This is a genomic window from Archaeoglobus profundus DSM 5631, assembly GCF_000025285.1.
In the GTDB taxonomy this organism is placed as follows: domain Archaea; phylum Halobacteriota; class Archaeoglobi; order Archaeoglobales; family Archaeoglobaceae; genus Archaeoglobus_B; species Archaeoglobus_B profundus.
This window is the reverse complement of the sequence record NC_013741.1, coordinates 830,563-842,782: the sequence shown is the minus strand read 5'-3', so window position 1 is coordinate 842,782 and position 12,220 is coordinate 830,563. Positions and strand designations below refer to the sequence as shown.

Sequence of the window (12,220 nt, the reverse complement as noted above, 5' to 3'; positions counted from 1 at the left end):
TATTTTAAATATTTCCCAATTCTATGAAATTGGAGTTTAAAAAGATTGATGATGACAAAGTTACTGCTATAGGTATGGGTACGTGGGGTATAGGAGGTAGTTTCACACCAGATTATTCTAAAGATGATGAATACGTAAATGTTTTGAGATACGGGATCAATTTGGGCTTGAATATCATAGATACGGCTGAAATGTATGGAGCGGGCCATACGGAGGAAATAGTGGGTAAGGCTATAGAGACTGTTGACAGGGATAGCGTTTTTATCATAAGTAAAATCTGGCCAACAAATTACGGCTATGAAAGTGCGAAGAAATCGGTTAAAAATAGTTGCAAAAGACTAGGAACCTACGTAGATTTACATTTACTTCACTGGCCAGTAGATGACTTCGATAGGATCGTTAAAACGTTGCATGCACTTGAAGAGCTCGCAGACGCTGGTTTTATCAGATATATAGGCGTCAGTAATTTTGATCTCGATCTGCTGATTAAGTCGCAAGAGGTTATGAAGAAGTATGAAATAATCGCAAATGAAGTCAGATTTTCTCTGATCCACAGGTATCCAGAGGAAAGTGGACTTCTGGATTATATGAGATCTGAAAAAGTGGCTCTAATAGCACACACACCTTTAGAAAAAGGCTTACTCGCAAGAAATAAATGCTTGGATGAAATTGGGAGAAAATACGGAAAGACTGCAGCACAAGTAGCTTTGAATTGGTTGATTCAAAAGGATATAGTCATAGCGATACCAAAAGCAGCAAAGAAAGAGCATTTAAGAGAAAATTGTGGTGCAATGGGGTGGAGATTGAGTAAGGAGGATTGCGAAAGAGCTTTGAATTGCGTTGAGAGCTTATGAAGGTAGTAGTAATAGGCATTGGTAACATTCTGATGAGAGACGATGGTTTTGGAGTGAGAGTTGTCGAGGAACTCAGAAAGATGAATCTGCCTGCAACGATCTACGAGCTTGGAACTTTGGGTATTCAAATTCTGAACTACATTGAGGGTTACGATCTCTGCATAATCGTCGATGTCGTGAAGAGTGGCGGGAAACCCGGTGATCTCTATGTCTTCGATTTAGACGAAGTCGATTTTAAGACGAAGAATCCGGTTAGTCTTCACGATATAGGATTTATAGAGGCATTGAGATTTTGCGGATTTAATTACAAATTACCGAAAATTAAGTTCGTGGGTGTTGAACCTGAAGTTATCGAGTTTGGCATAGGTCTCTCGAAGCCCGTTGAGAATGCAATACCAAAAGCTATAAAGGTTGTGAAGCAGATCGTTGAAGAGGCGATGATGAATACTCCCGCCCCTGAGAAGTGATGATTGTTACGCTATCTGAGCTAATGCACCGGATTAAGGACAATTATAACAATTAATGTTATTATCCCAGCCAAGACAAACTTCAAACCTGCCAATATCACGTTTGTACTGGAAAGCCTACCAAAGGAGAATCCAACAGCGAATAGCGACAAAAATCCTATTGCAAGCGAATCGTAGTATGCAATACTTGCCGGTAAGATAATGTAAGGTATTAGTGGTATCAATGCTCCGATCAACGGTGCTATTGCATGGACTAATGCTGAAGTGTAAATGGCTACTTTGTGTGCAGTCTCTATAACCCCTCCAACTTCGCACAACATAGCTTTTTCAAGTTCCTTTATTCTTATACTCTGTTCTATTATCTCAGCTTCGTAAGCTCCAAAACCGCTTGAGACAGCTAAGGCTAGTGCTGTGGCGAATCCAGCACTTATTATCAGCGTATTAGATATCTCTCCACTTAGATGAGCTCCTACTACGAGACCCATGATAGTCAAAACGCCATCAAAGTATCCGATTACAAAGTATCTTCTTGAGATTGAGGAAATGTCTGTTATCTGAGAGTAGAGTTTGTATTTGTCAAAAATATTTCTTAAAAACTCTAAAAATTTGTTACCCATTTCTGTTTAGATCTGTTCCCTATAAGCTTTCAAAACTGCATCGACAATCTTTTCCCTAGCTTCCTTACTCATCGGATGGAATATGTCCTGATAGCTTCCATCCTTAGCCTTTCTACTTGGCATCAAAACTCTAACTCCCTTCTCGTTCTCAACAACCTTCAAACCTTTTACTACGAACTCGTTGTCCAAGCTCACGGATGCATACGCTTTTACGGCTCCATCTCCTCTCGCTCTATATATTCTAACTTCCGTTATCTCCGCCAATTTCGATCCCCCAATCTACTTTCTGCAAACTTCCAAATTCAGTTATTTAAACCTTTTCCTCCCTAACACCTTCAGCATTCAAAGAGACGCTCAGACACTTGTAACCATCTAGATCAACGCTACCCAAAGCTATAACACTTCCTCCTCCTCCAGCACCGGTTATTTTCGCTGGAATACCAAGATTTTCAAGTTTATTAACAATTTCATCTATCTCCCTACAGCTTACACCTAAAGCCTTTAGTAACAACTGGTTTGTTCTTACAAGGAACGACAAAGCTTCAAAATCACGATCTTTCAACGCACTAATGGATCTAAGCGATATGGAATCTATGGCATCAAAAATTCTTTCGATCACATCTCCATACATCTCTCTCAAGTTTGCAACTTTTCTAACCATATCAGATGTTATTGAGGCTTTCCCAGTATATATTACAGTTAAATCCAAATAATCTCCTATATCAATTCTTTCTCTTTCAGGAATCAGCCAAGTCCCGCCAAAAGTCGAGACGAAAGGATCGGTTCCACTGCCAATACCTTGTACATCAAGCTCAACCTTTCTTGCAAGTTCGAATATCTCTTCGTTGCTTAAGTTGGTCTCGAAAAGCAAGTCTAAAGATTTCAGCACTGCGACTGTTACCGCTGAAGAGCTACCCAGCCCAGATGCAATCGGTATATCACTCCAGATCTTCAGGTAAACTCCTTTAACTGGTCTTATTTCCGAAAACCTCTTTATTGCGTAGCTTACATATGGATGTACCTTGAAATCTAACGAAGTCTTTCCGAGTGGAGATTCTATTGTTATATCACTAGCCTTCTCAGCCTTAGCATAGCACCTTAAATTTATAGCTGAAACTACAGCATGCCTTCCATAAACTACAGCATGTTCCCCAAAGAGTATTACCTTGCCAGGTGCTGAAGCGATCATACAACTTTTAAGCAGTTGTGGATACTTAATTTAACCGATGATGACTCCCCGATAGTCTGAATTGTGATGACTTCACGACGGTCTGAGGAGCTTAAGAACTAAAAAAATTTAAGTTTAAGGTAGCAATCTGTGCCTGTCTCTCGGGAACAGCACTGCCTCCCTTATGTTCTTTAAGTTTAACATCGACATCAGCAACCTCTCTGCTCCCAAACCCCAGCCAGCATGTGGTGGCATACCGTATCTAAACGCCTCTAAGTAGAATTCAAAGCTTTCAGGATTTAGTCCCTTAGCCTTTATACTCTCTACAAGCATGTCGTACTTGTGAATCCTCTGAGTTCCGCTTGCCAATTCTAACGGCCCTTTCATTAGATCAAAGCTTTTGCAGATCTCTGGCCTGTCTTCGTAGGGCATGGCATAGAACGGCTTACATTCGGTGGGCCAGTCAACTATGAAGTAGTGAACATCACCAATCTCCTCGGCTAAAGCTCTCAAAGCCGGAGTTGTTAGATCTTCGCCCCACGGAATCTCCTCACCCTTTTTCCTAGCAATCTCTAAAGCTTCATCGTACGTAACTCTTTCAAACGGCAAGCTTGGTATATCAAGCTTCAAATTTAGCCAGTTCAAGAACTTCTCACAGTTCTCAACAACATCCTCATAAACTCTAACTATCAACTCCTCCAAAATCTTCATAACACCCTCATGATCTGTGAAACTCATCTCGATGTCAATCGATATAGCTTCGTTAAGATGTCTGGTCGTGTTATGTTCCTCAGCTCTGAATATGGGGCCTATCTCGAACACCCTTTCAAATCCTGCAGACATTAGTATCTGTTTGTACAGCTGAGGGCTCTGATTTAGAAAAGCCTCCTTTTCAAAGTAGCTTATCGGAAAGAGCTCTGTTCCTCCCTCCGTTGCTGTGGAAACGATCTTAGGTGTATTTACTTCGATAAATCCGTGCTCACATAGAAATGCTCTAACGCTCTGAAGCATCTGATGCCTTATTCTAAATATAGCTTGAATTTTCGGCTTCCTGAGGTCCAAGAATCTGTGATCCAATCTGGTATCTAGCTCAGCAGGAACTTTTTCTGTGACTTCTAAAGGTAGAGGAACTTCCGCCTCATTCAAAACCTCTATTTCCTTCGGGATAACTTCATAACCCTGAGGGGCTTTGGGTTCCTTTTTCACCGTTCCGACGACCTTTATCACACTCTCTCTTTTAAGCTTCTTTGCCAGTTCAAATGTTTCAGCGGGAACTTTCTTCTTGGGTAAGGTTACTTGGATAAACCCTTCCCTGTCTCTGAGTATTATGAAGATTAGCCCTCCTAAGTCTCTTATTTCGTGAACCCAACCGTAAAGCAAGATGTCTTTCCCAACATCTTCGTCCCCTATCTCACTCGTCCACTTCCTCTGCATGGAAGCGAAGTATCTCAATGCGGTATATTACTCTTCCTTAAGCCTAATCTCAACAGACTTGGCATGGAACTCCAAACCTTCAGCTTTGGCCAATCTTATTACGGCCTCTCCAATCCTGTTAAGTGCGGACTTTGTCAGAATTTGATACGTCATGTGCTTCATAAACGTCTCAACACTCAAACCAGAGTAAATTCTTGCATATCCGGATGTGGGAAGAATATGGTTGGTTCCGCTTGCATAATCTCCACAAGCAACTGGACTGAACTCTCCTATAAAAACACTGCCAGCGTTTTTAACCTTTTCAAGCAACTTTTCAGCGTTTTCACAGACTATTGAGAGATGCTCTGGGGCAATCTTGTTCGAAAGCTCTAAAGCTTCATCGATTGACTCAACGATTACAATCTTCAGATTCTCTAGGTTTAGGCTACCACCTTCAGCATTTGCAATTCTTTCAACGTTTTCAGCCAGATCCTTTGAAGTCGTTAAAACTATTGCCAGCGCATTTGGATCGTGCTCAAGCTGAGCTAGGCAATCGAATGCAACGTACTTCGGATTTGCAGTTTCATCTGCGATTATCAAGATTTCAGACGGTCCTGCGGGCATATCTATGGCGACATCCTTCTGAACTAGGAGCTTAGCCGCAGTAACGTATACGTTTCCGGGACCTACTATCTTTTCAACTGGCTCTATGGTTTCTGTTCCATAAGCCATTCCAGCTATGGCTTGTGCTCCTCCAACGACGTATATCTCATCGAATCCGGCCAGATCGCAAGCTACAAGCGTTAAAGGCTTTACACCACCACTTTCATCTGGGGGCGTGCAGGCTACCAACCTTTCGACTCCGGCTATTTTGGCAGGAATCCCGGCCATTAAAGCAGTTGAAGGATAACTTGCTCTCCCTCCGGGTATGTAAACTCCTACAGATTCTATTGGAGTGTACCTCTTTCCCAGTATGCAATCACCGAAATCTATCTTGATGTCTCTATCTACGGCGGTTATGGAATGGAACCTCTCTATGTTCTCCCTAGCAATCTCGAGAGCATCTATTATTTCATCATCAACGAGGTCGTAAGCTTGATCTATTTCCTCCTTAGGCACTCTTAGATATTTCTGCCTAACTCCATCGAACTTCATCGTAAACTCTATTAGGGCTTCGTCCCCTCTCCTTTTAACCTCTTCAACTATCGGCTTGACTTTCTCAATGTAGAAATCCCAATCAATTTTTTTTCGAATGCTTAGAATGTCGCTCTTTGAGACAATCATAGCGACAGGTTTTTCAAGAGTTTATTTATCTTTGCCGAACTAACCGTCCGATTAATCAAAAACCTTATTAAACTGATTGAAGTTAAGAGAATACAAGCCGCCGTGGCTTAGCCTGGTAGAGCGGGTGATTCGTAATCACCAGGTCCCGGGTTCAAATCCCGGCGGCGGCTTGGTATTTCTTCTTTGTTGTCTGCCAAACCATTGGAGTGTATAGGAAAAAGAAAAGTGTTAAATAAGCTCTTAACAACATCAAAACATCATAGACATCATAAATATGATCGAGGAGGGGTAGAGGAAATGGCAACTAACGATAATCGTAGAAGAAAGCGTATAATGATCGTCGATGACGATTTGGCGGTCCTAGAGGTCTTACAACTGATGTTGGAAGGTGATTATGATATAATCACGGCAAGAGATGGAAAGGAAGCCGTTGAAAAATTCAAAGTATACAGACCAGATCTGGTTATAATGGATATTGTCATGCCAGAAATGGATGGAATTCAGGCTACCAAAGAAATCTTGAAAATAGATCCTAATGCAAAAATAGTTGCAATCAGCGCTTATGCAAGACATAAAGGCAAGGATATGCTAGATGCTGGCGCTTTGGAACTGTTAGACAAACCTTTCACAAAAGCCAAGCTAATGAAGATAGTAAAGAAGTACATATCCGATTAATGTGATATACCAAGCTTTTATATCAACATTAATTTTCCTTGCAAGAACAGCTCCTTTCGTAGTTATCTCCTACCTCGCTATAGCATATTTGAGTAAGAGGAGTTACTTGGCAAAAGCACTGCGTATTATGGCTTTTTCATTAAAAAGACTGAGATTGAACTCTATAGCGTTTACTTCTTTCGTGCTAAGCTTTTTTAATATTGTAGTTGCGTACACATTTCTATCTCAAGCTTGGAGAGAAAAGAGAGTTAGAGATAAAGATGTGATAGCTATATCGCTTTTAAATTCATTTCCAAGTGTTTTCAGTCACCTCTACTCTTTTTACATCCCATTTGTAATCCCCATTTTGGGATACTTGGGACTAGTGTACACCGCCCTAAGATTTGCCGTTGCAATGATTAAATCATTCATAGGATATCTTCTTCTCGATAAAGGAGATGGTCTGCCAGAGATTGAAAGATACGAAGTGCGCATATCTGAAAACATTCTCAAAGTCTTAGCTGTAATGTTTTTAACGTATTTTGCGATCGAACTGCTCTACAGTGCAGGAATACTGAATTTCTTTGTTAAGAATCTTGAATTTTTGCCAATAGATCCCTCAGCTTTGACAATATCGATTGTAGCAGTCTTCAACCTAAGATCAGCAATAGTCTTAACAGCTGGATTTCTCGAGAAGGGGTTGAGCTACAAATGGGCGTTGATAGGTTTGCTTTTGGGCAACGTGATAAGTTTTTCCGTTAGATCTGCAAAACATTCCTTACCTCTTCATCTATCTCTTTTTGGAAAGTTCGGTTTCAAAATAGTCTTTATCAATTCTATACTGACGCTACTGCTAGATGTAGTTATTATAGCTGTTCTCCTTATGATCTAACGATATTTTTAAATAGTGTCCCTCGAACGTTGGACAATGGCAAAAAGACCTCTCGATGTGCTAAACAAGGCTTTACAGACACCGGTACTTGTAAGGCTAAAAGGAGGTAGAGAGTTTAGAGGGATACTGAATGGCTACGACATACACATGAACATCGTCCTTGAGAATGCTGAAGAAATTCAGAACGGTGAAGTTGTTAGGAAGTTGGGTAGTGTTGTAATTAGAGGGGATACCGTAGTCTTTGTATCACCCTCGGAGTGATGTGCTATGTCGGACGGAACGGCCGCGATGGGTAAAAGGGGAAGGAAAATAGTCCATGTAAAGTGTAGGAGATGCGGTAAAGTTTCTTTCCACAAGAGAAAGGGTTACTGCGCACATTGCGGTTTCGGTAGGAGCAAGAAGATCAGAAGCTACAACTGGCTTAAGAAGAAGAAATGCAGAACTTAGATGTGCGGCGTAGTTGGCGTTTACTGTGAGGACAGAGAACTTACACCTACCTTAGTGTACTACGCATTATACGCACTGCAACACAGGGGACAAGAATCTGCTGGAATAGCCGTTTATTCCGATGGTGTCAGGGTTTACAAGGGAATGGGCTTGGTTACCGAGGTTTTTAGAGAAAACGTTCTATCAAAGCTCAAAGGAAAAATTGCAATAGGTCACGTGAGATACTCAACTACAGGCGAGTCAAAGTCGGAAAATGCTCAACCAATACTTGTAAGGTCTAAAGTTGGTGAGATAGCGATAGGTCACAACGGAAACCTCGTAAACTACTCCCAGCTCAGGGAAATCCTTGAGAACGAGGGGAAAGTTTTTGCAACTACCTCAGATACAGAGGTTATAGCTCAGTTACTGTCAAATTTCTTAATGAAGCATGATCTTTACGAATCCTTATCTCTTCTAACCGAAAAACTTCTTGGAAGCTACACAATTACAGCTCTGATAAACGACACCCTTTTAGCTTACAGAGACCCTCTAGGATTTAGACCTCTCTGTATAGGTGAAGGTGATTTCGGTTACGTAATAGCGAGCGAGAGCTGTGCTTTAGACACTCTTGAATTGAACAAAATTAGGGACATAAAGCCGGGAGAGGCTGTTATCATAAGAAATGGGGATCTTGAAGTTGTGAGAATTGCAAGGGCAAAGAGATGTGCGAGATGCGTTTTCGAGTACATCTACTTTGCAAGACCCGATTCGGTGATAGACGGCGTTACAGTATATGAGGCAAGATACAAGATGGGTAGGAACTTAGCTAGGGAGAGTGCAGTTGAATGCGACATAGTCTCTCCAGTTCCAGACAGTGGGACGACTTGCGCAATAGGATATTCTGCAGAGTCAAAGATACCTTATATTGAAGCCTTGATAAAGAACAGATACGTCGGTAGGACATTCATAATGCCGGAGCAAAGGTTGAGGGAGCTCTCGGTTAGAATAAAGATGAACGTTGTCAAAAAGAATATCGAAGGAAAGAGAGTTACTCTCGTGGATGATAGCATAGTTAGAGGAACAACCTCAAGGAAGATAGTGGAGATTGTGAGGAGTGCTGGAGCTAAGGAAGTACATTTCAGAGTCGGTAGCCCGCCCATAATCTCTCCGTGCTACTTCGGAATAGATATGTCAACAAGAGAGGAGTTGATAGCAAGTTGCGGAGATTTGGAGTATGTCAGAAGAGCAATATCTGCCGACACCCTCGCTTATTTAAGCTTGAAAGGTTTGATAAAGTCTGTCGGATTTGGCGAAGATGAGTTGTGTTTAGCTTGTTTAACTGGTATATACCCCGTCTGCGTTCCGGGTGAGTTGTGCGATAACGCTAAATACGAGCTAAATTATTAACTGCATGGGTCGAGCTTGGAAGTTTGGAGACGACGTTGATACGGATGCGATAATTCCGGGTAAGTATCTGGTCATAAACGATCCGAAAGAGTTAGCTAAGCACGTTTTTGAAAACATCAGACCAGAGTTCGCCAAAAACGTTAAGGATGGTGACTTTGTAGTTGCTGGTGAGAACTTCGGATGTGGAAGTAGTAGGGAGCATGCTCCTCTTTCCCTTAAAGCTTCAGGAGTTTACGTTGTTGCCAAATCCTACGCTAGGATATTCTTCAGAAATGCCATAAACATAGGGTTGCCAGCCTTCGAATGTAAGTACACAGACAAAATAGATGATGGAGATGAGCTCAAGCTCGATCTAGACAGAAATGTTATAGTAAACGTTACCAAGGGTGAGAAGTATCCTATAAACCCTGTTCCCGACTTTCTTAAAGAAATAATCGAATGCGGTGGATTGATTGAATTCTGTAGGAGGGTGGTACGATGTTGAGCGTAAATGAGAGGGCTTACCAGATTGTTGAGGATTTAATGGAGTTTGCTGAGGACTACTGCGTTGACGTTCATGAATTGAGAAACGGAGCTACAGTAGTGGACTGTGGAGTTAATGCAAGAGGAAGTTACGATGCTGGAATGTTTTTCATCCAGATATCCATGGGTGGTTTGGCTGGTGTGAACATTCAGCTTGAAGATATCAAAGATATTTCGATCCCCTTCGTCTACGTCTACACTGATTATCCGGCTTTAGCCTGCTTGGGCTGTCAGATGGCCGGATGGAAAATTGAGGTAAACGGATTCAAAGGCTATGCAAGTGGACCTGCAAGAGCTCTGGCCTTAAAGCCTAAGAAGGTATTCGAACTTCTGAATTATGAGGACGATACAGAATATGCTGTTGTGACCATTGAAGCAGATCGATTGCCGGATGAGGATGTTGCTGAGTTCATAGCTTACGAGTGTGATGTAGATACATCTGAAGTTTATATGCTTGTGACAAAGCCAAATTCGCTTGTTGGAGCAATAGAAATAGTTGGAAGGGTTGTAGAAGTTGCATTATTCAAGCTGAACAACTTGGGCTTTGATGTTAAAATGATCAGAAACGCCATGGGTAAGTGTCCCATTCCACCTGTCTGTGAGAAGACGAGTGTTATAGCCAACGACTTCATAGCTTATTACGGCAGCGTTCACATAATTGCAGATACTTATAGCGATTTGTTTGAGAGCGTAACTTTCGATAAGACTGCATACTATGGCAAGAGCTTTGAGGAATTTGGTGAAGACTTTTACGCAATAGATCCATCAGCGTTTTCACCAGCTCAACTTGTAGTAAATGCTGGTGACGTTACGAAAGTGTTCGGGAAGAAGAATCCGGACTCTATACTTCGACACTTTACATGATCTACGTTACCGGAGCGAACGGAAGAATAGGTAGAGTTGTTTTGGAGAAAGTTAAGGGTATTGCAATCGTAAGGAGGAGTTGCGGGCTACCGAATGAAATAGTAACTAGTTACGAGGTTGAGGATCTCAGAAGGATATTCAAAGATGCCAGAGCGGTTCTACACATAGCTGGAAGCGTTAAATTTAAAGATAGAAAATCCCTGTGGAAGGGAAACGTTGAATTGACAGAAAAAGTAGTCAACGCAGTGCCGGACGACGCAAAAATCGTTTTTGCCAGTTCCATAGCTGTCTACGGATCAAATCCACCTTACATGGCTAATGAAGAAACGCCAATAAATCCTGACAACTACTACGCGAAGACCAAAGCTCTTGCAGAGGAGATAGTATCATCTCATAGAAAACATGTCATCCTGAGGATTGGAACAGTTTACGGAATTCAGTTTAACGAGTACATCAAGATGATCTCTCTAATCAGCAAGGGTATTGTTCCGATTGTAGGTAGTGGGGATAACAGGATTCCATTCGTTCATGTCGAGGATGTGGCCCAATGCTTTCTAAACGCTTTAAAGGAGGATATTCAGGGTGTTTACATAGTGTGTGGAAAGCCCGAGAAGCTCAGGGATATAATGATATTCACGGCTAAGCTTTTGAGGAGAAGATTTTTTATCCTAAGAATACCAAAGAGCTTAGCCAAAGCTCTGGCAAAGCCACTAAGTTTGGAGGAGCATGTGAAGGTGCTCACAAGCGACAGAGTGTTTGATATAAGAAAGGCGATGAAATATTTAGGCTTCAATCCGAGAGATATTTGGGGTGGAATTAGAGAAGTAGTCGATTACTGGAGGCGTTTAAATGAGAGGGAAGGTGGAGAGATACATCTTGGAAAACGTAGTTGATAAAGGAGGATTGTTATTTGGAGTCATAGATCCCTTGGATTACAAGAGTCTAGATGATGCTGTCGAGACTGCCAGAAGGGTGTACGAGGGAGGAGCTGATGTAATACTCGTTGGAGGTAGCATAGGAGTTCAGGGGGAACCATTGGATTACGTTGTCAGGGAAATAAAAAAGTCTGTGGATATTCCTGTTGTTCTCTTCCCCGGAAATATTGGGACGATAACAAGGTATGCGGATGCCCTCTACTTTATGTCCTTACTAAACTCGAGAAACCCCTACTGGATTACAAGGGCTCAGATGCAGGCAGCTCACTTGATAAAGACTCTTGGCTTGGAACCGTTACCAGTCGGTTACATAGTCGTCGAGCCGGGTGGAACGGTTGGGTATGTTGGTGAAGCTGATTTGATTCCGAGAAATAGACCTAAGTTGGCATCAGCTTACGCACTGGCTGGACAGTTTATGGGTTTCAGATTCATAGTTACCGATGCGGGGAGCAATCCCAAAGAGGGGCACATACCCCTTGAGATGGTTAGAGAAGTTGCAAATTCTATTAGCATTCCTTACGTGGTGGCCGGAGGAGTTAGAAGACCTGAGGAAGCTGAAAAGATAATAGAATGTGGGGCCGATGCCGTCCAAGTAGGAACTGCTTTTGAAATCGACAACGCCGTTGAAAGGGTTAAATCCTTCGTTAAAGCTGTTAGGGAAGGAGCTAAGAGGAAGAGAAGGCAAATTGACATTGATTTTTAACCTTTTTTAAGACT

Annotated in this window: 16 protein-coding genes and 1 tRNA gene; 12 read left to right on the top strand and 5 right to left on the bottom strand. The window is 41.9% G+C overall.

From position 1 onward, the window contains the following. Positions 1-23: 23 nt before the first annotated feature. Positions 24-854, top strand: coding sequence for an aldo/keto reductase (locus tag ARCPR_RS05015; RefSeq protein ID WP_012940400.1), 831 nt, complete (start codon positions 24-26; stop codon positions 852-854). After that, positions 851-1,321: a hydrogenase maturation protease gene (locus tag ARCPR_RS05010; protein ID WP_012940399.1), complete on the top strand. Its 471-nt coding sequence runs from the start codon at positions 851-853 to the stop codon at positions 1,319-1,321. The genes ARCPR_RS05015 and ARCPR_RS05010 overlap by 4 nt, the downstream gene beginning before the upstream one ends. Positions 1,322-1,341: 20 nt before the next feature. Here the strand turns inward: ARCPR_RS05010 and ARCPR_RS05005 are convergent, their stop codons facing one another. The 5 genes from ARCPR_RS05005 to hisD form a co-directional block, all read right to left on the bottom strand. Continuing rightward, positions 1,342-1,938, bottom strand: a complete 597-nt coding sequence (locus ARCPR_RS05005) for a VIT1/CCC1 transporter family protein (protein WP_012940398.1) — start codon at positions 1,936-1,938, stop codon at positions 1,342-1,344. Between the two features lie 6 nt (positions 1,939-1,944). After that, positions 1,945-2,202: a SpoVG family protein gene (locus ARCPR_RS05000; RefSeq protein ID WP_012940397.1), complete on the bottom strand. Its 258-nt coding sequence runs from the start codon at positions 2,200-2,202 to the stop codon at positions 1,945-1,947. Positions 2,203-2,248: 46 nt separating this feature from the next. Beyond that, complete coding sequence (gene mvk, locus ARCPR_RS04995) at positions 2,249-3,127, bottom strand: mevalonate kinase (protein WP_012940396.1); 879 nt, start codon at positions 3,125-3,127, stop codon at positions 2,249-2,251. A 114-nt stretch (positions 3,128-3,241) separates the two neighbouring features. Continuing rightward, a complete protein-coding gene (gene aspS / locus ARCPR_RS04990; protein ID WP_012940395.1) occupies positions 3,242-4,540 on the bottom strand; it encodes an aspartate--tRNA(Asn) ligase in 1,299 nt (432 codons plus the stop codon). Positions 4,541-4,567: 27 nt separating this feature from the next. Then, entirely contained in the window at positions 4,568-5,803 is a 1,236-nt protein-coding gene (gene hisD / locus ARCPR_RS04985; RefSeq protein ID WP_012940394.1) for a histidinol dehydrogenase, read from the bottom strand. A gap of 96 nt (positions 5,804-5,899) precedes the next feature. Here hisD and ARCPR_RS04980 point away from each other — a divergent pair. The 10 genes from ARCPR_RS04980 (at position 5,900) to ARCPR_RS04935 (ending at position 12,206) form a co-directional block, all read left to right on the top strand. Further along, positions 5,900-5,973, top strand: a tRNA-Thr gene (locus ARCPR_RS04980). 127 nt (positions 5,974-6,100) lie between these two features. After that, positions 6,101-6,478 (top strand): response regulator, encoded by a 378-nt coding sequence (locus ARCPR_RS04975; protein WP_148208681.1) that lies wholly within the window; start codon positions 6,101-6,103, stop codon positions 6,476-6,478. A 1-nt stretch (position 6,479) separates the two neighbouring features. After that, positions 6,480-7,349 (top strand): nucleoside recognition protein, encoded by an 870-nt coding sequence (locus ARCPR_RS04970; protein ID WP_012940392.1) that lies wholly within the window; start codon positions 6,480-6,482, stop codon positions 7,347-7,349. 36 nt (positions 7,350-7,385) lie between these two features. Next, positions 7,386-7,610, top strand: a complete 225-nt coding sequence (locus tag ARCPR_RS04965) for an LSm family protein (RefSeq protein ID WP_012940391.1) — start codon at positions 7,386-7,388, stop codon at positions 7,608-7,610. Positions 7,611-7,616: 6 nt separating this feature from the next. Then, the gene (locus ARCPR_RS04960) at positions 7,617-7,796 is read left to right on the top strand and encodes a 50S ribosomal protein L37e (RefSeq protein WP_012940390.1); all 180 of its coding nucleotides are present in this window, start codon (positions 7,617-7,619) and stop codon (positions 7,794-7,796) included. Continuing rightward, on the top strand, positions 7,797-9,182 hold the full coding sequence (purF, locus tag ARCPR_RS04955; RefSeq protein ID WP_012940389.1) for an amidophosphoribosyltransferase: 1,386 nt from the start codon (positions 7,797-7,799) through the stop codon (positions 9,180-9,182). Positions 9,183-9,186: 4 nt separating this feature from the next. Further along, positions 9,187-9,666, top strand: a complete 480-nt coding sequence (locus ARCPR_RS04950) for a 3-isopropylmalate dehydratase small subunit (protein WP_012940388.1) — start codon at positions 9,187-9,189, stop codon at positions 9,664-9,666. Beyond that, complete coding sequence (gene mch, locus ARCPR_RS04945) at positions 9,660-10,568, top strand: methenyltetrahydromethanopterin cyclohydrolase (RefSeq protein ID WP_012940387.1); 909 nt, start codon at positions 9,660-9,662, stop codon at positions 10,566-10,568. The genes ARCPR_RS04950 and mch overlap by 7 nt, the downstream gene beginning before the upstream one ends. Beyond that, a complete protein-coding gene (locus ARCPR_RS04940; protein WP_012940386.1) occupies positions 10,565-11,461 on the top strand; it encodes an NAD-dependent epimerase/dehydratase family protein in 897 nt (298 codons plus the stop codon). Before mch ends, ARCPR_RS04940 begins: the two co-directional genes overlap by 4 nt. After that, positions 11,418-12,206: a geranylgeranylglyceryl/heptaprenylglyceryl phosphate synthase gene (locus ARCPR_RS04935; RefSeq protein ID WP_012940385.1), complete on the top strand. Its 789-nt coding sequence runs from the start codon at positions 11,418-11,420 to the stop codon at positions 12,204-12,206. Before ARCPR_RS04940 ends, ARCPR_RS04935 begins: the two co-directional genes overlap by 44 nt. Positions 12,207-12,220: the final 14 nt, after the last annotated feature.

Coding starts and splice junctions, on each gene's coding strand:
- ARCPR_RS05015 (WP_012940400.1), top strand. CDS start 24: ATGAAATTGGAGTTTAAAAAGATTGATGATGACAAAGTTACTGCTATA.
- ARCPR_RS05010 (WP_012940399.1), top strand. CDS start 851: ATGAAGGTAGTAGTAATAGGCATTGGTAACATTCTGATGAGAGACGAT.
- ARCPR_RS05005 (WP_012940398.1), bottom strand. CDS start 1,938: ATGGGTAACAAATTTTTAGAGTTTTTAAGAAATATTTTTGACAAATAC.
- mvk (WP_012940396.1), bottom strand. CDS start 3,127: ATGATCGCTTCAGCACCTGGCAAGGTAATACTCTTTGGGGAACATGCT.
- aspS (WP_012940395.1), bottom strand. CDS start 4,540: ATGCAGAGGAAGTGGACGAGTGAGATAGGGGACGAAGATGTTGGGAAA.
- hisD (WP_012940394.1), bottom strand. CDS start 5,803: ATGATTGTCTCAAAGAGCGACATTCTAAGCATTCGAAAAAAAATTGAT.
- ARCPR_RS04975 (WP_148208681.1), top strand. CDS start 6,101: ATGGCAACTAACGATAATCGTAGAAGAAAGCGTATAATGATCGTCGAT.
- ARCPR_RS04965 (WP_012940391.1), top strand. CDS start 7,386: ATGGCAAAAAGACCTCTCGATGTGCTAAACAAGGCTTTACAGACACCG.
- ARCPR_RS04960 (WP_012940390.1), top strand. CDS start 7,617: ATGTCGGACGGAACGGCCGCGATGGGTAAAAGGGGAAGGAAAATAGTC.
- purF (WP_012940389.1), top strand. CDS start 7,797: ATGTGCGGCGTAGTTGGCGTTTACTGTGAGGACAGAGAACTTACACCT.
- ARCPR_RS04950 (WP_012940388.1), top strand. CDS start 9,187: ATGGGTCGAGCTTGGAAGTTTGGAGACGACGTTGATACGGATGCGATA.
- mch (WP_012940387.1), top strand. CDS start 9,660: ATGTTGAGCGTAAATGAGAGGGCTTACCAGATTGTTGAGGATTTAATG.
- ARCPR_RS04940 (WP_012940386.1), top strand. CDS start 10,565: ATGATCTACGTTACCGGAGCGAACGGAAGAATAGGTAGAGTTGTTTTG.
- ARCPR_RS04935 (WP_012940385.1), top strand. CDS start 11,418: ATGAGAGGGAAGGTGGAGAGATACATCTTGGAAAACGTAGTTGATAAA.